Origin of the sequence: uncultured Thiodictyon sp., assembly GCA_903837595.1 — a bacterium.
In the GTDB taxonomy this organism is placed as follows: domain Bacteria; phylum Pseudomonadota; class Gammaproteobacteria; order Chromatiales; family Chromatiaceae; genus Thiodictyon.
Genome location: CAILVI010000183.1, coordinates 1 through 19,511, shown reverse-complemented (window position 1 = coordinate 19,511; position 19,511 = coordinate 1). Strand labels below are relative to the sequence as shown.

Sequence of the window (19,511 nt, the reverse complement as noted above, 5' to 3'; positions counted from 1 at the left end):
TATGCCGATGATCCCGGAGGCGGCGGTGGCCATGCTCGCCTGCACCCGGGTCGGCGCGGTGCACTCCATCGTTTTCGGCGGCTTCTCCCCGGACAGCCTGCGCGACCGCATCCTCGACTCCGACTGCCGGGTGCTCATCACCGCCGATGAGAGCGTACGCGGCGGCCGCAATGTGCCCTTGAAGAAGAACGCCGACACCGCCCTGGAGGAATGCCCCAGCGTCGCGACCGCGATCGTGGTGCGCCGCACCGGCGGCAAGGTGGAGTGGAAGGCCGGCCGCGATGTCTGGTACCACGAAGAGATGGCCAAGGCAGCCCCCGCCTGCGAACCCGAGCCGATGGACGCCGAGGACCCGCTCTTCATCCTCTACACCTCCGGCTCCACCGGCAAGCCCAAGGGCGCACTGCACACCACCGGCGGCTATCTGGTGTTTGCCGCCATGACCCACAAGTATACCTTCGACTATCAGGAAGGTGAGATCTACTGGTGTACGGCGGACGTGGGCTGGGTCACCGGGCACACCTATATCGTGTATGGCCCGCTGGCTAATGGCGCCACTTCACTGATGTTCGAGGGCATCCCCAACTATCCGGACATGTCGCGCTTCTGGCAGGTGGTGGACAAGCATCAGGTCAACATCTTCTATACCGCCCCCACCGCCATCCGCTCGCTGATGCGTGCCGGCGAGGAGCCGGTCAAGGCGACGTCCCGCAAGTCGCTGCGCATCCTGGGTTCCGTGGGCGAGCCGATCAACCCGGAGGCCTGGGAGTGGTACTATCGGGTGGTGGGTGACAACCGCTGCCCGATCGTGGACACCTGGTGGCAGACCGAGACCGGCGGCCACCTGATTACCCCGCTGCCGGGCGCCACGCCGCTCAAGCCGGGCTCTGCCACCAAGCCCTTCTTCGGCGTGGTCCCAGCCCTGGTGGATGCGGCCACCGGCACCCTGATCGACGGACCGGGCGAGGGGGCGCTGGTGCTCACCCAGCCCTGGCCGGGCCAGATGCGCACCGTCTATGGCGACCACCAGCGCTACATCGACACCTACTTCAAGCAGTATCCCGGGAGCTATTTCACCGGTGACGGCGCCCGCCGCGACGCGGACGGGTACTACTGGATCACTGGGCGCATCGATGACGTGCTCAATGTCTCCGGCCACCGCCTGGGGACCGCGGAGATCGAGTCGGCCCTGGTGCTGCATCCGCATGTGGCAGAGGCCGCGGTGGTGGGTTATCCGCACGACATCAAGGGTCAGGGCATCTATGCCTATGTGACCCCGATGCAGGGTATTGAGGGCACGGATGCACTCAAGAAGGAACTGGTGGCCATGGTGCGCGGAGAGATCGGGCCCATCGCCATCGTCGACCTCATCCAGTGGGCACCGAGCCTGCCGAAGACGCGTTCGGGCAAGATCATGCGGCGTATCCTGCGCAAGATCGCGGCCAACGAGATCGACAGCCTGGGCGATACCTCAACCCTGGCCGACCCGACCGTAGTCAACGATTTGATCGAGGGCCGCGCCAACAGGTAGGACCGGACGCACCGCGCATTGCGCGCGGTGCGTCTCCTGATGAAGTCTGATTCGATGTGGCGACCGAGCGCGGATAAACGGACAGGATTAACAGGATTTCGCAGGATTTACGGGATTTTTCGCGCTGAGTCATCATTGTATTATCTTGTTAATCCTCAATAATCCTGTTAATCCTGTCCATTTTCCATCTGGCGGGCGCGGCCGGCGAATCAAGGCGCCGCCTTTGTTCCTACTTTAGTGGCGGTGCGCCAGCTCGTCAGATTCCAGATTAACTTATTTTTTTCAGAGGTTATATTGACTTCTCATCGACGTGTGGGCGTCTTTGTCGACGCCGAAAATGTCCGTTACAACGGCGGCTACCAGATGCGTTATGACGTCTTGCGCCGGTTCGCCGCCCGCGAGCAGGGTGTCCTGCAACGTTTGAACACCTATATGGCCTTCGATGCGGAACGCGCCCGGGAGGATATGGAATACGCCAAGAAGTCGCGCATTTATCAACAGATGGTGCGGGACTTCGGCTGGAAGATCACGGTCAAGCTGGTGCGTCGCTACACCGACGAGGCCGGCAATGTGACCACCAAGGCCAACGCAGATCTCGATATGGCGGTGGATGCCATGCTGCAGGCCGACAAGCTCGATCAGGTCTTGCTGGTCACCGGCGACGGTGACTTCATCCAAGTCGTGAATGCCCTGCAGAACAAGGGCTGTCGGGTGGAACTGATCGGCTTCAAGAACGTCTCCCGCGATCTGCAGCGCGAAGTGGACGCCTTCTATTCCGGCTTCCTGATTCCCGATCTGGTGCCCGTCTCCTATGAGCCGCGCAATGAATGGGGCAAATCCGGTTCCTGTGTCCGCGGGGTCTGCACCAAGTGGATCGCGGATAAGGGTTACGGCTTTCTGCGGATCATGGACCACATCTCCCCCAACCTGTGGGTCACGGACCCCCGGGCCGAGGGTTCGCCCTACGTCAGTGTTTTCTGTCACGTCAACGAGTTGGCTGACGACGTCACCGAGGATTTATTGATGAATCGGGAGACCGTCTTGGAGTTCTATGTCAACGAGAGCGAGCAAAAGGACAATGGACTGGTGGCCAAGAATGTCAGGCTCGCATTTTCAGTCAACCGTTAATATGCGTTAACATACCGCAAGCCCAGCCCGGTCAGGGCTAGGCATTCGCGTGCGGGACCGGGATGGAACCGGGTGCCGACAGCGGGAAGGGTGCGGCACGTCGATCGCTTCGGTCATCGCAGGCAGCGGTGACGGTCAGTACAGCTCGGATAGTGGCCCCGCGCCCCGTGGGGCCGCCCGAATCGAACAGGCATGCAATGGCGACCAATCAGACCTCCATGAAACCCTCGGGCCTCGCCTGGCGCCTGGTACGCGACCGCTTGCTGACCGAAGATCAGGCGACGACCGCAACCAACGAGGCGTTGCGCCGTCACGAGCCATTCGTCAAGTATATCGTCGATCAGAAAATGCTCGACAGCCGGCAGATCGCCATTGCCGCGTCTCATGAGTTCGGCGTCCCGCTCCTGGACCTGAACGCCATCGACCTGGCCGACATGCCGTCGAACCTGGTCGATGAGAAGCTGATCCGCAAACACCGGGCACTGCCCCTGTTCCGCCGCGGCAACCGCATCTTTCTCGCCCTGTCGGACCCCACCAACAGCCAGGCCCTGGAGGAGATCCGCTTCAACACGGGGCTCGCCACCGATGCCGTGCTGGTAGAAGAGGACAAACTCTCGGCGGCCATCGACCACGCCATCGATGCCCAGGACACCACCATGACTGACCTCATGGATACGGACCTGGAAAACCTTGAGATTGCCGGGGATGAGGAGGACAAAAACGACGATGCGGACCTGAACATAGACGAGGCCCCGGTCGTGCGCTACATCAACAAGATCTTGGTCGATGCCATCACCGGCGGCGCTTCAGACATCCACTTCGAACCCTACGAAAAATACTTTCGCATCCGTTTCCGCCAGGATGGACTGCTGCGCGAGGTCGCCAACCCACCGCTCAACATCGCCGGGCGCCTGGTGGCGCGACTCAAGGTCATGTCGCGGATGAACATCGCCGAGCGTCGGGTCCCCCAGGACGGGCGCATCAAACTCAAGCTGAGCCGCAGCCGCGATATCGATTTTCGCGTCAACACCCTGCCCTGCCTTTATGGGGAAAAGGTGGTCCTGCGGATCCTGGACTCCACGGCGGCACAGGTGGGAATCGAGGCGCTCGGTTTTGAACCGGAGCAGCGCGAACTCTTCCTCTCCGCCATCAGCAAGCCTTATGGCCTGGTGCTGGTAACCGGACCCACCGGTTCCGGCAAGACCGTGTCCCTTTATACCGCACTCAACATCCTCAATCGGCCCGATGTCAACATTTCCACGGTCGAGGACCCGGTGGAGATCCAGGTCCCCGGCATCAACCAAGTCAACTTGAATCCCCGTAGCGGCCTGACTTTCGCCTCGGCCCTGCGCGCCTTCCTGCGCCAAGACCCGGACATCCTGATGGTAGGCGAGATCCGCGACCTGGAGACGGCCGAGATCGCGGTCAAGGCGGCCCAGACCGGCCATATGGTGCTCTCCACCCTGCATACCAACGATGCCCCGCAGACGCTCACCCGACTTGCCAACATGGGCGTGGCCCCGTTCAATATCGCCTCCGCGATCCTGCTGATCATGGCCCAGCGCCTGACCCGACGGCTGTGTCCACACTGTAAGCAACCCGCGGATGTGCCGCGCGAGGCCCTGCTCGAGGAGGGGTTCACGGAGGCGGACGTCGAGGAAGGCATCACCATTTATCGCCCGGTCGGGTGCGAACGCTGTAACAAGGGCTACAAGGGCCGGGTGGGCATATTTCAGGTGATGGGGATATCCGAGGCGATCAGCCGACTCATCATGGAGGGTGGTAACGCGCTCCAATTGGCCGAGCAGGCGGCGCTCGAGGGGGTCGCCAACCTGCGGCAGTCGGGACTGCGCAAGGTTAAGGCCGGGGCCACCAGCCTGGCAGAAATCAACCGAGTCACCAAGGATTGACGGCCATGGCACTGACAGCAACACAGAGATCAAAGCCGCAACCCAAGGCGCCGCTCAAGGCCGATAAGGCCTATGTCTTTACCTGGGAAGGAACCGACCGCCGCGGCGCCAAGGTCAAGGGCGAGACCCGTGCCTCCAGCATCACCACCGTGCGCGCGGACCTGCGGCGCCAAGGGGTCAATGCGACCAAGGTCAAGAAAAAGGCCACGTCAATCTTCGGCGGCGGGAAGAAGATCACCGCCAGTGACATCGCCATCTTCAGCCGTCAACTCTCAACCATGATGGCCGCGGGTGTCCCTCTGGTACAGTCATTCGACATCGTCGGTCGGGGACACGAAAACCCGTCGATGCAGGACCTGATCCTCGCCATCAAACAGGATATCGAGAGCGGCACCGCCATGGCCGAGGCCCTGGCCAAGCACCCGCTCTATTTCGACGACCTGTTCTGCAATCTGGTGGCCGCCGGTGAGCAGGCGGGTGTGCTCGACATCCTGTTGGACAAGATCGCGAACTACAAGGAGAAGACTGAATCCATCAAGGGCAAGATCAAGAAGGCCCTGTTTTACCCCGCCGCGGTCATCGTCGTCGCCATCATCGTCACGGTCGTCATCCTGCTCTTCGTCATCCCCCAGTTCAAGACCTTGTTCAGCAGCTTCGGGGCTGACCTGCCGGCCTTTACACTGATGGTCATCGGCCTGTCCGAACTGCTGCAAGCGTGGTGGTGGGCGCTCTTCATCGGGATTGGCGCAGGGGTTTGGGGAATCGGCTATGTCTTCAAACGCTCAGCCAAATTCCGCGCGATCCTGGACCGCACCATGCTTAAGTTCCCAATCATCGGGAACATCCTCAACAAGGCGGCACTGGCACGTTTCGCCCGCACCCTGTCGACCATGTTCGCCGCCGGTGTACCCCTGGTAGAGGCCCTGGAATCGGTGTCCGGAGCCACCGGCAACATCGTCTACCAGGAAGCGGTGATCAAGATGCGCGAAGAGGTGGCGACCGGGCAGTCACTGCAACTCGCCATGCGCCAACGTAACCTCTTTCCTCACATCGTGATCCAGATGACCGCCATTGGCGAGGAGTCCGGCGCCCTGGACGACATGCTCGCCAAGGTCGCCGATTTCTATGAGGAGCAGGTGGATAACGCGGTGGACAGCCTGAGCAGCCTCATGGAGCCCCTGATCATGGTGGTCATCGGCGGCCTGATCGGCGGTCTGGTCGTGGCGATGTATCTGCCGATCTTCAAGCTCGCGGCGGTCGTCTGAGGCAGTGGCTAAGTGGCTAGTGGTTAGCTGAAGATAACCCGTGAACACTCGCGCATGACTGAGCACCAGCAATTGACCACTATTCACTAGCCACTAATCACTGAGCCCGATCATGCCATGGATTGAAGTCTTTGCCCAGAACCCGCCCCTGCTCTATGGAGCGGCCCTGACCCTGGGGTTGATCATCGGGAGTTTTCTCAACGTGGTGATCCTGCGCTTACCGCGGATCATGGAGGCGGGATGGCGCCGCGAGTGCGCCGCGCTGGCCGACCCGGCCGCCAGCAGTGATGAGCCGGTGCTCAGCCTAGCGCGACCGCGGTCCCAGTGCCCGACCTGCGGCCATCGCATCCGCGCGCTGGAGAACATCCCGATCCTAAGTTATCTGTTACTGCGCGGGCGCTGTTCTGCGTGCAAGGCCTCGATCAGCCTGCGCTACCCGCTGATCGAGGGCCTCACCGCGGCGCTCACCCTGCTGGTGGTCCTGCATTTTGGGCTGAGCGCGCAGACCCTGGCCGCCTTACCCTTGACCTGGGCGCTGATCGCGCTGGCCGTCATCGACTACGATACCCAGTTGTTGCCGGACTCCATCACCATTCCACTGCTGTGGGCCGGCCTGCTGCTGAGCCTGTTCGGGCTCTTCACGGACCCGAGTGCAGCGATTATCGGGGCCGCCGCTGGGTATCTGAGCCTCTGGAGCGTATTCCAACTCTTTCGTCTGGCCACCGGCAAGGAGGGCATGGGCTATGGAGACTTCAAGCTCTTGGCACTCTTTGGGGCCTGGTTCGGCTGGCAGTCGCTGCTGCAGATCATCCTGCTCTCGGCGCTGGCCGGTGCCCTGCTCGGCACCCTGCTCATCGTCACCGGGCGCCACGCACGCGGCGCGCCGATGCCCTTCGGGCCCTTCCTGGCCGTTGCCGGCTGGGTCTGCCTGATCTGGGGTGAGCCGATCAACAACCTCTATCTGCGTTTCGTCGGTCTGGCCTGAGTCGGTTACGCTCCCATGTTCAAAGTCGGACTCACCGGCGGGATCGGCAGCGGCAAGTCCACGGTGGCCGAGCGGTTCGCTCAACTTGGCGCGGGGGTTATCGACACCGACCTGTTGGCCCGGGAACTGACTGAGCCCGGCACGGCGATCCTCGCCCGCATTGCCGGCGAGTTCGCCGCCATCCTGCAGCCGGACGGCCAACTGGACCGCGCCGCACTGCGCGCCTTGGTTTTCGCCGACCCCGCGGCGCGCCGGCGGCTCGAAGCCATCCTGCACCCGCCGATCCGCGCCCTGATGCTGGAGCGGGCGGCGCGACTTCCGACCCCTTACGCGCTATTGATGATCCCACTGCTGTTTGAGACCGGTCAGGAGACCCTGGTGGATCGGGTGCTGGCGCTAGACTGCCCGGAGGAGCTCCAGATCGAACGGGTGTGCCGCCGCAGCGCACTCAGCGTAGCCGAGGTCTCGCGGATCGTCGCCAGCCAGATACCACGCCCCGAGCGACTGGCGCGGGCCAATGAGGTGATCGATAACCGGGGAGCACCAGATGCATTGGGGCCGCAGATCAAGCGGCTGCATCAGCTGTATCTGGCCCTGGCAGGAGCGGTCTGAGCGGCTCCGTTGAGCGATGGGCCGCGTTAGTAACGATCACAAAATCCAGGGGCTTGGCCATCATCCCCCTGCGGTTCCTTGAGGGACTCACAACCCCTCTTTATTTCGTCCTTGATCATCGCACAAGGATTCTGGACATTGCAGGGGGGATGAGTCGCGGGAGACACTTCGAGACACTGTCTCACATAGACAGCGGCCATCCTCTGCCCAACCTCCTTGCGGCAGGATATCTCGTTGTCGGCAGCGCTCGCCAGCGAGGCAATAGCGAATAATGAGAGAAGAAAAAACCGGCTCTTCATGGCAGCACTCCGTAGTCTCAAGTGAATTGGTACAATGATCGCGATACCTGTCACTGTCCCGCATCTGCATCTGCATCTGCATCGCCAGCCTCACCGGGCGGGGGCCAGACTTAATTACCGATCCTACGGGCGCCGCCATACCCCGCTCACGCCAAAGAACAGCGCCAGCATGAAGATGACCGCCCAGACCCATTGCCCAAAATGCTGCATCAGTGACTGCCCGAGCAGTGACACCAACGCCATGGCAAGCGGGGTGTAGATCGAGACCGAGAGTACCGACAAGAGGGCAAAACGCGGAATCGGCAATCTGAACCAGCCACAGGCCAGGAAGGTCGGAAAGAGCAGACCGGGTGTGACCCGACACAGCACGATCATGCGGATCAGGTGGCTTTCAAGCCATACCTTGGCATGTTCCACTCGGGGACCGATGAAGCGCGCCCGCAGCCGGGGGCTATACCGGGCGAAGCGTCCCAAACCATAGATGGTGAGGTCTCCCGCAATGGTACCCAGGTAGACGCTCAAGAAGGCCAGACCCGTCGGCAGCCCGAAATGCACATGGGCAAAGGTGGCCGCGACGATGGCCGTGCCCTCGTGAAAGATGGTCAAAAAAAACAGGACCACGCAATGCACCAACCAAGCATGAGAGAGCGGATCGGACATCGTGCGACGCCTCCAGCAGGTCGAAGCCGCCTCGGCCGGGCCTACACCGGGCGGCGCCTCAGACGCGCTGCCACCGCGCCACCCAGCGGCGCAGTAACCGCTTGACCACGCGGCCGGTCCGCCAGGCCCAGGATTCGCGGACCCATGCCAGCAGCGCCTCCTTCCAGCCATACCAGCGCCCGTAAGCCGCGCCAAACCATGGCATGCGCATCAGCGCCGGCTGGGTGAGTGCGAACAGCCACGCCAGCACCGCGGTACCGATCAGCTTGGCTACTAAGACGACCGCCAGGCCGGTCAGCGGCTGGCCGCGGGCGATCAGCCACAGTGCCGCCAGCTTGACCGGCAGCAGTCCCAACGTCGGTAGCAGCAGCAGCACCAGCGCGGCCGGTGGCGGCAGTCGGGTGATCGCCGCCTCGATCCGGCACACCACCGGTAGCCGGCCCAGCCGGAGCAGGGCGCGGTGCAGCGGCTCCCAGCCCCATTCCTCGAACAGGATCAGCAGCGCCAGCAAGCCAACGGCCAAGTGGCCGAGCCCGCGGACGGCGGCCCGCAGCAGGCGGAATAAGGGGTTGGTCATGCAGTCAGGGTACCGCCCAAGTGCGGGCGGATCAGCTCGAGCATGGACTGGTGGATCTTGAGGTTGCCGGCCACCAGGTTGCAGGTATCGAAATAGCGGCTGCCGCCGGACAGGTCCGTCACGGTACCGCCGGCCTCGGTCACCAACAGGGCACCGGCGGCAAAGTCCCAGGGGGACAGGCCGAGCTCCCAGAACCCATCGGTACGCCCGGCGGCCAACCAGGCCAGGTCCAGGGCGGCCGAGCCGGGGCGACGCAACCCGGCGGTGTTGAGCGTCATGTCCTTGAACATGGCGAGATAGGCGTCAATGTGGCGCTGGTCGCGGAAGGGGAAGCCGGTACCGATCAAGGCGCCCTCCAGCGATGGCCGAGTGGCGATGCGCAAGCGCCGATCGTTGAGCTGGGCGCCCTCACCGCGGGCGGCGGTAAAGAGTTCCTCGCGCAACGGATCATAGACCACCGCACACTCCAGCTGGCCGCGGTGGCGCTGGGCGATGGAGACGGCGAACTGGGGAAAACCGTGCAGATAGTTGGTGGTCCCGTCCAGTGGATCGATGATCCACTCGAAGTCGCCCTGGCCTTGGGCGCCGCTCTCCTCGGCGAGGATCGCGTGATTGGGGAAGCGGGCGCGCAACTCCTGGATGATCACCTGTTCGGCGCTGCGGTCCACCTCGGTGACAAAGTCGTTGCGGCCCTTGGTTTGGGCCTTGACCTGATCGACCCGCTCGTAGTAACGCAGCAGCACCTTGGCTGCGGCACGGGCGGCACGGATAGCAATATTTAGGGTCGGATTCATGCTCGACACAATACCCCAAGGCGCGCGGCGATCAAAGATTGACAATGGAGTGATATTCTGAAGAACTTGTCGCCCCATGACTGAGCCAATCATTTTGCCCCCCGCTTCCCCCCATATCGCCCCCCCCAGCACAACGCTGGAGCGCATCCGCTGCGTGCTGGTGGGGACCACCCATACCGGCAATCTGGGTAGCGCCGCCCGGGCCATGAAGACTATGGGTCTCACGCGCCTGGAGCTGGCGAACCCGCGCCACCCGCCCGATGCGCAGGCCCTGGCCCAGGCCGCCGGGGCGGACGACCTGCTGCAACACGCCGGGGTCCACCCGGACCTGGTCGGGGCGCTGACCGGCTGCCGCTTGGTGATCGGGACCAGCGCCCGGCCGCGCTCGCTCGCCTGGCCGCTGCTGGACCCACCAGCGGCGGCGCGCCTGCTGCTCGCGGAGGCCACGCTGGGGGAGGTCGCCCTGGTCTTCGGGCGGGAGAATTCCGGGCTGACCAATGATGAACTGGGCTGCTGCCACCAACTGGTGCAGATCCCGACCGACCCGGGATTCTCCTCGCTCAATCTGGCCGCCGCCGTGCAGGTCCTCGCCTATGAGGTCCGCCGCGCCTGGCGGGAAGGCCGTAGCGAGCAGTTGGCGGCGCAACCCCGAGCGCTCGCGACCGCCGAGGCCCTGGCAGGCTTCCACACCCATCTGGCACAAACGCTGATGGACATCGGTTTCGGCCACCCGGACCAGTCGACCAAGCTGCTGATGCGGCTGCGGCAACTGTTCAACCGGGCGCGTCCCGATCCGGTGGAGCTCAACATACTGCGGGGCATCCTGAGCGCCGCCCAGGGGCGCAAAGGCGCGCGACGCCGCAGCGCGACACCGCCACCGGCAGCGGATCAACAGCCCAAGGAACCCCATGTTTGACCGGCTCAGAGAAGATATCGCGAGCGTTTTTGAACGTGACCCCGCGGCCCGCACCCGCTTCGAAGTCCTGACCACCTACCCCGGACTCCATGCCGTACTGGCCCATCGGGCGACCCACTGGTTGTGGATACACGACCTCAAATGGCCGGCACGGGTGCTGTCGAACGTGGCGCGGCTGTTCACCGGCATCGAGATCCACCCCGGGGCGGTGATCGGCCGACGGGTGTTCATCGACCACGGCATGGGTGTGGTGATCGGGGAGACTGCAGTCATCGGCGACGACTGCACCCTCTACCACGGCGTGACCCTGGGCGGCACCAGTTGGCAGAAGGGCCGGCGCCACCCGACCCTCGGGCGCGAAGTCGTCGTCGGCGCCGGGGCCAAGGTACTGGGACCCATCGCCATCGGCGATGGGGCGCGCATCGGCTCCAACGCGGTCGTGGTCAAGACGGTCCCGCCGGGGGCCACGGTGGTCGGGATCCCCGGGCGGATCATCGAGTGCGAGCAGGACGCGGACCGCCGCCGCCGCGCCGACACCGCCGCGCGGATCGGCTTCGACGCCTATGGTGCCACCCGTGACACCCCGGACCCGGTGGCCAATGCCATCAACCGGTTGCTCGACCACATCCACCACATGGACAGCCGCTTGGAGGCCATGTCCCGGGCCTTGGAGGCACGCGGAATCATGGATCATTTCGACCATGACGCGGACCTGGACGCGGCCATTATCGACTCCCCCAGTGCAGCGGACAGCCCAGCCGTAGCGGTGCCAACCGCACCCCACGGCGGCGCACCGCCGTCCGCCTGAGTCATTAATTGATCAGCGCGCTTGGTTAACGTACCATGTGCGCAAAATCCCTACCCGGGAGTAAGTTGCGCATGAGAGGGCCGATATGAGACTGACCACCAAAGGCCGCTACGCCGTTACCGCGATGCTGGATCTGGCCCTCAATTACGGTAAGGGGCCGACCGCGCTGGCCGACATCGCCCAGCGCCAGGGAATCTCGCTGTCCTACCTGGAGCAACTCTTCGCCAAACTGCGGCGCGGCACCCTGGTCACCAGCGTGCGTGGTCCCGGCGGGGGCTACAATCTGGCGCGCCCGGCCGGCGAGATCCCGGTCGCCGAGGTGATCGCCGCCGTGGATGAAACGATCGACACCACCCGCTGCAACCGGGCCGGAAATTGCCAGGATGGCGAGCCCTGCCTGACCCACGAGCTGTGGCGCGACTTAAGCGTCCGCATCCAAGAGTACCTGGAGGGCATTACCCTCCAAGAGCTCATCGACCGCCGCGCCGCAGCGGCCGCGCGCGCACGCGCGGCGGCCAGCGCCGAGATCGGCCTGCCTTTGGACCCGAGCACCAACGCCGCTGCGGCACCCGCCTGACGGGTGCTCATTCAACCCTCATCATCTTGCCAACCAACCGCCTGACCGGCCGCGTGGTGAGCCGTCGCCCGCGGGCCTGCCGCCCCGGTGGCGCCGCCGCGGCGGTGCGGAGTTCCCCATGAAGCTTCCGATCTATATGGATTATTCCGCCACGACCCCGGTCGACCCGCGGGTGGCGGAGCTGATGTGCGCCTGTCTCACGCGCGATGGCACCTTCGGCAATCCGGCATCTCGCTCACACGCCTTCGGCTGGGCCGCCGAGACCGCGGTGGAAGACGCCCGCCGCCAGGTGGCCGAACTGGTCAACGCGGACCCCCGGGAGCTCGCCTGGACCTCCGGCGCCACCGAGTCCAACAATCTGGCCATCAAGGGCGCGGCCCATTTTTACGGCAAGCGCGGCCGGCATCTGATCACGGTCAAGACCGAGCATAAGGCAGTGCTCGATACCTGCCGCCAGTTGGAGCGGGAGGGCTTTGAGGTCACCTATCTGGACCCGGAACCCAACGGTCTGATCGATCTCGACCGGCTCGCGGCCGCACTTCGCGACGACACCATCCTGGTGTCCGTGATGCATGTCAACAACGAGATCGGCGTCATCCAGGATCTTACCGCCATCGGTGAGTTAACCCGTGCGCGCGGCGCACTTTTGCATGTGGACGCCGCCCAGAGCACGGGCAAGGTCGCGATCGATCTCAAGACCCTGCCGGTCGACCTGATGTCGTTCTCGGCCCACAAGACCTACGGCCCCAAGGGCATCGGCGCACTCTATGTCCGGCGCAAACCGCGGGTGCGCATTGAGGCGCAGATGCATGGCGGCGGCCACGAGCGCGGCCTGCGCTCCGGCACGCTGGCCACCCACCAGATCGTGGGGATGGGCGAGGCGTTCCGGATCGCCCGTCTGGAGATGGCCGACGAGAATGCCCGGGTGCTGGCCCTGCGCCAACGCCTGTGGGACGGGCTCAAGGACATGGAGCAGGTGTACCTCAACGGTGACACGCAGCGGCGGGTGGCCGGCAACCTCAATGTCAGCTTCGCCTATGTGGAGGGCGAATCGCTGATCATGGCCCTGAAGGACCTTGCGGTGTCGTCTGGGTCCGCCTGTACCTCCTCCAGCCTGGAGCCGAGCTATGTGCTGCGCGCCATCGGACGCGAGGACGAACTGGCCCATAGCTCGATCCGCTTCACCCTGGGGCGCTTCTCCACCGCGGACGAGGTCGATTACGCCATCGCCAAGATCCGCACCCAGGTGGAGCGTCTGCGCGGACTCTCGCCCCTGTGGGAGATGTACCAGGATGGGGTGGACCTCAAATCAGTGCAGTGGGTGGGGCACTAGCGCCCGACTTCACCCGCGGTTGCGCACCGACCCCAACGGGGTCAAACATACCAGCCCAGGGCAGCGCCCTGGGTCTGAGGTCGATAAGGGAGTCCAGCCCTGAAAGGGCGTGACATAACGGTGGAGCCCCGTATGTCACGCCCTTTCAGGGCTGGACCAATAACACGATGCTATCCCAGGGCGTTGCCCTGGGCTGGCATCTTGCGCCCCTTCGGGGCTTAGGCGGGTCGCAAGACAAGGCGGAACGCCCTACGAGGGCACCTTGGCTTGATGTTTGATGCGCGAGACCAGATCTCTGCCTAGCTATAGCGAGAACGGCTGTCGGTGGACGGCATAGACACAAGGTGAAACCAGATGGCATACAGTGACAAGGTGCTTGACCACTACGAGAACCCGCGTAACGTGGGCTCGTTCGCGAAGGACGACCCGCAGGTCGGCACCGGCATGGTCGGCGCCCCCGCCTGCGGGGACGTGATGCGCTTGCAGATCAAGGTGAACGACGCGGGGGTGATCGAGGATGCCCGCTTCAAGACCTATGGGTGTGGCTCCGCCATCGCCTCCAGCAGCCTGCTCACCGAGTGGGTCAAGGGCAAGACCCTGGAGGAGGCGCGCCAGATCAAGAATCAGGAGATTGCGGACGAACTGGCCCTGCCCCCGGTCAAGGTCCACTGCTCGGTGCTGGCGGAGGACGCCATCAAGGCGGCGATAAACGATTATGCCGCCAAACGCAAGACCGCCTGAGAACAGACCCCGCACCGTTGAAGTCTTGCTCTAGCGCTCCCAAAGGGCCTAGGATCTCGCCACGCGGGGACACACTCCCCGCCCTTGGGATTATCGATCCCGGAGGACCTCCCATGGCTATCTCACTGACCACCGCCGCTGCCGACCATGTCAGCCGCTCACTCACCAACCGCGGCAAGGGCTTGGGCATCCGCTTGGGCGTGCGCGCCTCCGGTTGCTCCGGCATGGCCTATGTGCTGGAATTCGTCGATACCCTGGGACCCGACGACCAAGTCTTCGAGGATCATGGCGTGAAGGTCATCGTCGACCCCAAGAGCCTGCTCTATCTGGATGGGACCGAGCTCGATTTCGGCCGCGAGGGCCTGAACGAGGGCTTCCGCTTCAACAACCCCAATGCCAAGCACGGCTGCGGTTGCGGTGAGAGCTTCAACGTCTAGCCCGCTTTACCTGCCGGATGCTGCCGTGTTGGACTTCTCCAAGAATTATTTCGAACTGTTCGACCTGCCCGTGGGCTTCGCGTTGGACGCCAAGCGCCTGGCGGAGGGTTATCGCACCCTCCAGGCGGCGACCCACCCCGACCGCTTCGCCGTAGCGGCGGACCACGAGAAGCGCTGGTCACTCCAGGCGTCGACCCAGGTCAACGAGGCCTATCGGACCCTCAAAGACCCCCTGGCCCGGGCCAAGTACCTGCTGGCCCTGCATACCGGCGACCCCGGCAACACCACCGAGACCAGCAAAGACGGGGCCTTCCTGATGGAACAGATGGAGTTGCGCGAGACCCTGGCGGAGGCCCAGGGCGGCCCCAATCCAGACGCCGCGGTGGCCAGGGTCCTGACCCACCTGGCGGAACAGAGCGTAGCCCTCGACAAGGAGTTGGAGGGGCTGTTTGCCGAGCCCTCCCCCGCCAACCTGGACACCGCCCGAGAGATCGTGCGCAAGCTCCAGTTCCTGGACAAGTGCCGACGCGACGCCGAAGCGCTCGAATCGGCGATCGACGGGCGCTACTAATTTGAGTGTTGGTCCACCGTGCGGACCATCCATCTTCCCTGACCCATGAGCGCGACCTAGAGACCCGATGCCACTATTACAGATCGCTGAACCCGGCCAGTCGGCTGCCCCCCATCAGCACCGGCTGGCCGCGGGCATCGATCTGGGGACCACCAACTCGCTGATCGCCAGCGTGCGCGGCGGCGTGGCCGAGACCTTGGCCGATGCGCAGGGCCGCCACCTGCTGCCGTCCGTGGTGCGCTTCTCGGCCACGGCCGCGCCGCTGGTCGGGCAGGCGGCGCGCGACGCCGCCGCCGCTGACCCACTCAACACCATCGCCTCGGCCAAGCGGCTGATCGGGCGGGGCCTGACCGACGTCCACCGACTGGGTGGGCAGCTGCCCTATTGCTTCGTCGACACCGACGCGGCAGTCCCGCGCATCCGCACGGCGGGCGGTGACCTGACCCCGGTGCAGGTCTCGGCCGAGGTCCTGAAGACCCTGGCGCGGCGCGGTGAGGAGACCCTGGGCGGCCCCTTGACCGGGGTGGTGATCACGGTGCCGGCCTATTTCGACGATGCCCAGCGCCAGGCGACCAAGGACGCGGCGACGCTCGCCGGACTCAAGGTCTTGCGACTCTTGAGCGAACCGACCGCCGCCGCCGTCGCCTATGGCCTCGACGGCAAGGAGGGTGTACATGCGGTCTACGACCTGGGCGGGGGCACCTTCGACATCTCCATCCTGCGGCTGACCCGCGGGGTCTTTGAGGTCCTGGCCGCCGGGGGCGACTCGGCGCTCGGCGGTGATGACCTCGACCGGGCGGTGGCCCATTGGGTACTGGAACAGGCCGGAATCGGCGCCGACTCCGGAGCCGATGCCGGGATTGATCCGGGCACCCTGCGCCGGCTGATGCAGGTCGCCTGTGCCGCCAAGGAACGGCTGAGCCGCGAACCGAGCGCCACCCTGGAGGTGGACCTGCCGAACGGGGGCCGCTGGACCGGAACCCTGGATCGCGCGACCTTCAACACCCTGATCGACGCACTGATTGCCCGCACCCTCACCGCCTGCCGCCGGGCGCTGCGCGACGCCCGGGTGGGCATCGCCGACATCGACGCAGTGGTCCTGGTGGGCGGCTCCACCCGGGTCCCGCGCGTGCGCGAACGGGTGGCTGAGCTATTCGGCCGGGAGCCCCTGGCCGACATCGACCCGGACCGGGTGGTGGCCATCGGTGCCGCGATTCAGGCGGATCTCCTGGCCGGCAACCGCCCGGGAGACGACCTGCTGCTCCTGGACGTGATCCCACTCTCGCTCGGGATCGAGACCATGGGCGCCCTGGTGGAGCCGCTGATCCCGCGCAACACCACCATCCCGGCGGCCCGCTATCAGGAATTCACGACCTTCAAGGACGGCCAGACCGCCATCGCCATCCATGTACTCCAGGGCGAGCGCGACCTGGTGGCGGACTGCCGTTCGCTCGCCCGCTTTGAACTGCGCGGCATCCCGCCGATGGTCGCCGGGGCGGCGCGCATCCGCGTCACCTTCGAGATCGACGCCGACGGGCTCTTGCGGGTGGGCGCGACCGAGCAGACCAGCGGGGTTAGCGCACGGGTCGAGGTCAAACCGTCCTACGGCATGAGCGACGCGGAGATCGAGTCCATGTTGCGCGCCTCCATGGAGCACGCAGGCGATGACCTGGTCGCCCGGCGCCTGCACGAGCAGCGCGTCGACGCACAGCGGGTGCGCGAGGCCCTGCGCTCGGCGCTCGCCCGCGACGGCGAGTTGCTCCTGAGCGACGCCGAGCGCGCCCGGGTGGACGCGGCCCTGGCCCGGCTCGAAGCCACGGAAACCAGCACCGAGGTCACCGTGATCGCCGAGGCCATCGCCGCCCTGGAGCGTGCCTGTGCCTTCTATGTGGAGCGGCGCATGAATCAGACCATCCACGCGGCCATGGCCGGGCGCCGGGTCGCCGATTTTGTCCCAGCGCAGGAGACACACTGATGCCGCGCCTAACCTTCTTGCCGCATGAGACCATCTGTCCGCAAGGGGCGGTGATCGAGGCCGAGCCGGGGGTGAGCATCTGTGATGCCGCGCTGGCCCAGGGGATCGAGATCGAACACGCCTGTGACCGCTGCGCCGCCTGCACCACCTGCCATGTCATCGTGCGCGCGGGTGGCGACTCGCTCACACCCGCCGATGACCTGGAGGAGGACCTGCTGGACCGCGCCTGGGGCCTGGAACCGGAGTCCCGTCTGAGCTGCCAGGCCCTGGTCGGGGAGGACGACCTGGTGATCGAGATCCCGCTCTACACGCTCAACATGGTGTCGGAGCGGCGGTAGGATCGCGCGCCAGACTGTTACCACGCTAGAATTCGGCTGTTGACCAAAGGAGTCGGGGCGGGCCGCCCCGCCATCCTCGCCACGGGGGCGGGACGCCCCCGCTCCTTTCATTCATCGGAGAACCGCCCATGGCACTGAAGTGGACCGACACCCGGGAGATCGCCATCGCGCTGGAGGATGCGCACCCCGAACGGGACCCGCGCTTTCTCAATTTTGTGGACCTGCGCACCTGGGTCGAGTCGCTCCCCGAGTTCGCGGACGACCCGGCCCGCTCCGGTGAGAAGGTGCTCGAGGCCATTCAAGTCGCCTGGATCGAGGAGCGGGAGTAGTCTGGCCCCCTCCCCCGCCGACGGGGCCGGGGGCAACCAAAGAGCGCCTCTCAGCACTGCTCCCAGGGGAGTCCGCGGAAGCGCCAACCGCCCGTGCTGCCGCGGTGGTGGTGCTCGTCGAGGTCGCCCTCAAATCCCTCGTCAATATGGAACACCGACGTGACCCCGTCTTTGATCAGTGCCCGGCCGGCCTCCAGCGAGCGCTTGCCGCTGCGGCAGATGAGGATCACCGGGGCGCCCGGGTGGTCCGGCTCGTTGGCGACCCCGCCCAGGAGCAGCTTACGGATCTCGGTGATGAAGTGGGGGTTGACGACCCAGTCCGGTTCGTCGATCCAGGGGATATGCACCGCCCCCTTGGGGTGGCCGACGAACAGAAATTCCATGGTGGAGCGGATGTCCACCAGGACCGCCTGGGGGTGCTCTTGCAACAGCCGGTGGGCCTCTTGCGGGGTCAGGCCTTTTGGGTGATCGTCACTCACGCGGGAATACCTCGATTGGTGGTCATGATCGTGCGTCGCACGCCACTCACGCGCGGGCGCCGCGAAACCGACAGTGTATCAACTGGCGGCGGCCGCTGGCCGCGCCATAACAGGAGTGGAGCCGGTGGCGAGAAGAAAGGTCAGCGCCTGGCGGCGCCTGCGGATCGCGGTGATCGACCGCATCGCCCGCACCCTGGTGCAATCGGTCGCGCGCCTGCCGCTGTCGGTGCTCCACCGCCTGGGCGCCTGGGTCGGCTGGGTCTTCATCCACTGGCCCAACCGCCAGCGGCGCAACGCCCTGATCAATCTAAAGCTCTGTCTGCCGGACCTGGACCACGCCGAACTGATCCGGCTGCGCAACCGCAATCTGATCGAATTCGGCAAGACCTATCTGGAGATCGGCTATCTGTGGCTGCGCCCGCTACCGCAGGTCCATGACTTGGTACGCGAGGTGCGCGGCGCCGAGTTCCTGCGCCGCCAACCGGGCAAGGGCCTGATCGTACTCTCACCCCACCTGGGGGCCTGGGAATTGGCCGGTCTGCACCTGGCCCGCCAGGGACCCACGGCGATCTTCTACAAGCCCCAACGCTATCTGGACAGCCTGATCCTGGCCGCCCGGCGGCGCTGCGGCGCGCAGCTCGCCCCCATCACCGCGCGGGGCATCCGCGTGCTGGTCCAGGCACTGGAGCGCGGCGACTATGTCGGCGTGCTGCCGGACCAGGAGCCCAAGGAAGACAAAGGGGCCGTCTTCGCCCCACTGTTCGGCATCCCCGCCTTCACGATGCTGCTGGTGAATCGACTGGCGCGGCGCACCGGCGCCCCGGTGATCTTCATGTTCGCCGAGCGCCTGCCGGGTGACGCGGGGTTTCGTGTGCACTGCATCCCCGCCCCGGCCGGCATCGACAGCGACGACGATGTGATCGCGGCAACCGCGCTAAACCGCGGCATCGAACAGTGCGTCGCGGTCTGCCCCGAGCAGTATGTGTGGCCCTATAAGCGCTACCGGCGCCGGCCGCCGGGCCTCGCTGGCGTCTATGACGGACCACTTAATGACCGGCGCTTGCTCGCACTGATCGAGCGCCAGCCGAGCCAGCGGGCGACACCAGCCATACCGGGGCCGTGATCGTCGTTATTCCGGCCACCTCGCGAACATTCGTCGCGGCCTGGGGGCCGCTCCTACCCGCGCAGGAGCGGCCCCCAGGCCGCGACGGGTTGCCGCAAGGGCCGCAACGATGACCAAGGTCCG

At 65.2% G+C, this 19,511-nt stretch carries 21 protein-coding genes; 17 read left to right on the top strand and 4 right to left on the bottom strand.

Annotated features, from left to right (window positions below):
- The 6 genes from acs to coaE form a co-directional block, all read left to right on the top strand.
- On the top strand, window positions 1-1,531 hold a 1,531-nt coding region (gene acs / locus QZY44_RS09900), incomplete at its 5' end, for an acetate--CoA ligase (RefSeq protein WP_295445687.1).
- Between the two features lie 294 nt (window positions 1,532-1,825).
- Window positions 1,826-2,659 carry an NYN domain-containing protein gene (locus tag QZY44_RS09895; RefSeq protein ID WP_295445685.1) on the top strand — a complete coding sequence of 278 codons (834 nt, stop codon included), beginning with the start codon at window positions 1,826-1,828 and terminating at the stop codon, window positions 2,657-2,659.
- A gap of 197 nt (window positions 2,660-2,856) precedes the next feature.
- On the top strand, window positions 2,857-4,569 hold the full coding sequence (pilB, locus tag QZY44_RS09890; protein ID WP_295445683.1) for a type IV-A pilus assembly ATPase PilB: 1,713 nt from the start codon (window positions 2,857-2,859) through the stop codon (window positions 4,567-4,569).
- A gap of 5 nt (window positions 4,570-4,574) precedes the next feature.
- Complete coding sequence (locus tag QZY44_RS09885) at window positions 4,575-5,834, top strand: type II secretion system F family protein (RefSeq protein WP_295445681.1); 1,260 nt, start codon at window positions 4,575-4,577, stop codon at window positions 5,832-5,834.
- Window positions 5,835-5,946: 112 nt separating this feature from the next.
- Window positions 5,947-6,819, top strand: coding sequence for an A24 family peptidase (locus tag QZY44_RS09880; protein WP_295445679.1), 873 nt, complete (start codon window positions 5,947-5,949; stop codon window positions 6,817-6,819).
- 15 nt (window positions 6,820-6,834) lie between these two features.
- Window positions 6,835-7,431 carry a dephospho-CoA kinase gene (gene coaE, locus QZY44_RS09875; protein WP_295445677.1) on the top strand — a complete coding sequence of 199 codons (597 nt, stop codon included), beginning with the start codon at window positions 6,835-6,837 and terminating at the stop codon, window positions 7,429-7,431.
- A 422-nt stretch (window positions 7,432-7,853) separates the two neighbouring features.
- Here the strand turns inward: coaE and QZY44_RS09870 are convergent, their stop codons facing one another.
- Genes QZY44_RS09870 through QZY44_RS09860 form a run of 3 tightly spaced genes read right to left on the bottom strand, consistent with a single transcriptional unit; the run spans window position 7,854 to window position 9,761 of the window.
- Window positions 7,854-8,390 (bottom strand): VTT domain-containing protein, encoded by a 537-nt coding sequence (locus QZY44_RS09870; protein WP_295445675.1) that lies wholly within the window; start codon window positions 8,388-8,390, stop codon window positions 7,854-7,856.
- 58 nt (window positions 8,391-8,448) lie between these two features.
- Entirely contained in the window at window positions 8,449-8,967 is a 519-nt protein-coding gene (locus QZY44_RS09865) for a hypothetical protein (RefSeq protein ID WP_295445673.1), read from the bottom strand.
- Window positions 8,964-9,761 (bottom strand): inositol monophosphatase family protein, encoded by a 798-nt coding sequence (locus QZY44_RS09860; RefSeq protein WP_295445671.1) that lies wholly within the window; start codon window positions 9,759-9,761, stop codon window positions 8,964-8,966. Before QZY44_RS09860 ends, QZY44_RS09865 begins: the two co-directional genes overlap by 4 nt.
- A 76-nt stretch (window positions 9,762-9,837) precedes the next feature.
- Between QZY44_RS09860 and QZY44_RS09855 the strand changes: the two genes are divergently transcribed.
- From QZY44_RS09855 to iscX, 10 genes are all read left to right on the top strand, one after another.
- Window positions 9,838-10,677 (top strand): TrmJ/YjtD family RNA methyltransferase, encoded by an 840-nt coding sequence (locus QZY44_RS09855; protein WP_295445669.1) that lies wholly within the window; start codon window positions 9,838-9,840, stop codon window positions 10,675-10,677.
- Entirely contained in the window at window positions 10,670-11,485 is an 816-nt protein-coding gene (gene cysE, locus QZY44_RS09850) for a serine O-acetyltransferase (protein ID WP_295445667.1), read from the top strand. Before QZY44_RS09855 ends, cysE begins: the two co-directional genes overlap by 8 nt.
- An 85-nt stretch (window positions 11,486-11,570) precedes the next feature.
- Window positions 11,571-12,062, top strand: a complete 492-nt coding sequence (locus tag QZY44_RS09845; RefSeq protein WP_295445665.1) for a Fe-S cluster assembly transcription factor — start codon at window positions 11,571-11,573, stop codon at window positions 12,060-12,062.
- 118 nt (window positions 12,063-12,180) lie between these two features.
- Window positions 12,181-13,395, top strand: a complete 1,215-nt coding sequence (locus QZY44_RS09840) for an IscS subfamily cysteine desulfurase (RefSeq protein ID WP_295445663.1) — start codon at window positions 12,181-12,183, stop codon at window positions 13,393-13,395.
- A 354-nt stretch (window positions 13,396-13,749) separates the two neighbouring features.
- Window positions 13,750-14,136 (top strand): Fe-S cluster assembly scaffold IscU, encoded by a 387-nt coding sequence (iscU, locus tag QZY44_RS09835; protein WP_295445661.1) that lies wholly within the window; start codon window positions 13,750-13,752, stop codon window positions 14,134-14,136.
- A gap of 113 nt (window positions 14,137-14,249) precedes the next feature.
- Window positions 14,250-14,573, top strand: coding sequence for an iron-sulfur cluster assembly protein IscA (gene iscA, locus QZY44_RS09830; RefSeq protein ID WP_295445659.1), 324 nt, complete (start codon window positions 14,250-14,252; stop codon window positions 14,571-14,573).
- Window positions 14,574-14,598: 25 nt separating this feature from the next.
- Window positions 14,599-15,144 carry a Fe-S protein assembly co-chaperone HscB gene (gene hscB / locus QZY44_RS09825; RefSeq protein ID WP_295445657.1) on the top strand — a complete coding sequence of 182 codons (546 nt, stop codon included), beginning with the start codon at window positions 14,599-14,601 and terminating at the stop codon, window positions 15,142-15,144.
- 67 nt (window positions 15,145-15,211) lie between these two features.
- Window positions 15,212-17,119, top strand: a complete 1,908-nt coding sequence (gene hscA, locus QZY44_RS09820) for a Fe-S protein assembly chaperone HscA (protein ID WP_295445655.1) — start codon at window positions 15,212-15,214, stop codon at window positions 17,117-17,119.
- Window positions 17,119-17,457 carry an ISC system 2Fe-2S type ferredoxin gene (gene fdx / locus QZY44_RS09815; protein ID WP_295445653.1) on the top strand — a complete coding sequence of 113 codons (339 nt, stop codon included), beginning with the start codon at window positions 17,119-17,121 and terminating at the stop codon, window positions 17,455-17,457. Before hscA ends, fdx begins: the two co-directional genes overlap by 1 nt.
- A 134-nt stretch (window positions 17,458-17,591) precedes the next feature.
- The gene (gene iscX, locus QZY44_RS09810; protein ID WP_365303873.1) at window positions 17,592-17,786 is read left to right on the top strand and encodes a Fe-S cluster assembly protein IscX; all 195 of its coding nucleotides are present in this window, start codon (window positions 17,592-17,594) and stop codon (window positions 17,784-17,786) included.
- Window positions 17,787-17,836: 50 nt separating this feature from the next.
- Here the strand turns inward: iscX and QZY44_RS09805 are convergent, their stop codons facing one another.
- Complete coding sequence (locus QZY44_RS09805) at window positions 17,837-18,265, bottom strand: rhodanese-like domain-containing protein (protein ID WP_295445649.1); 429 nt, start codon at window positions 18,263-18,265, stop codon at window positions 17,837-17,839.
- 124 nt (window positions 18,266-18,389) lie between these two features.
- On the opposite strand from QZY44_RS09805, the gene QZY44_RS09800 reads away from it, so the two are divergent.
- A complete protein-coding gene (locus QZY44_RS09800) occupies window positions 18,390-19,388 on the top strand; it encodes a lysophospholipid acyltransferase family protein (protein WP_295445647.1) in 999 nt (332 codons plus the stop codon).
- The last annotated feature ends 123 nt before the right edge of the window (window positions 19,389-19,511 follow it).

Excerpts from the sequence above, each read along its gene's own strand:
- pilB (WP_295445683.1), top strand. The coding sequence starts at position 2,857 with ATGGCGACCAATCAGACCTCCATGAAACCCTCGGGCCTCGCCTGGCGC.
- QZY44_RS09885 (WP_295445681.1), top strand. The coding sequence starts at position 4,575 with ATGGCACTGACAGCAACACAGAGATCAAAGCCGCAACCCAAGGCGCCG.
- QZY44_RS09880 (WP_295445679.1), top strand. The coding sequence starts at position 5,947 with ATGCCATGGATTGAAGTCTTTGCCCAGAACCCGCCCCTGCTCTATGGA.
- coaE (WP_295445677.1), top strand. The coding sequence starts at position 6,835 with ATGTTCAAAGTCGGACTCACCGGCGGGATCGGCAGCGGCAAGTCCACG.
- QZY44_RS09870 (WP_295445675.1), bottom strand. The coding sequence starts at position 8,390 with ATGTCCGATCCGCTCTCTCATGCTTGGTTGGTGCATTGCGTGGTCCTG.
- QZY44_RS09865 (WP_295445673.1), bottom strand. The coding sequence starts at position 8,967 with ATGACCAACCCCTTATTCCGCCTGCTGCGGGCCGCCGTCCGCGGGCTC.
- QZY44_RS09860 (WP_295445671.1), bottom strand. The coding sequence starts at position 9,761 with ATGAATCCGACCCTAAATATTGCTATCCGTGCCGCCCGTGCCGCAGCC.
- QZY44_RS09855 (WP_295445669.1), top strand. The coding sequence starts at position 9,838 with ATGACTGAGCCAATCATTTTGCCCCCCGCTTCCCCCCATATCGCCCCC.
- cysE (WP_295445667.1), top strand. The coding sequence starts at position 10,670 with ATGTTTGACCGGCTCAGAGAAGATATCGCGAGCGTTTTTGAACGTGAC.
- QZY44_RS09845 (WP_295445665.1), top strand. The coding sequence starts at position 11,571 with ATGAGACTGACCACCAAAGGCCGCTACGCCGTTACCGCGATGCTGGAT.
- QZY44_RS09840 (WP_295445663.1), top strand. The coding sequence starts at position 12,181 with ATGAAGCTTCCGATCTATATGGATTATTCCGCCACGACCCCGGTCGAC.
- iscU (WP_295445661.1), top strand. The coding sequence starts at position 13,750 with ATGGCATACAGTGACAAGGTGCTTGACCACTACGAGAACCCGCGTAAC.
- iscA (WP_295445659.1), top strand. The coding sequence starts at position 14,250 with ATGGCTATCTCACTGACCACCGCCGCTGCCGACCATGTCAGCCGCTCA.
- hscA (WP_295445655.1), top strand. The coding sequence starts at position 15,212 with ATGCCACTATTACAGATCGCTGAACCCGGCCAGTCGGCTGCCCCCCAT.
- fdx (WP_295445653.1), top strand. The coding sequence starts at position 17,119 with ATGCCGCGCCTAACCTTCTTGCCGCATGAGACCATCTGTCCGCAAGGG.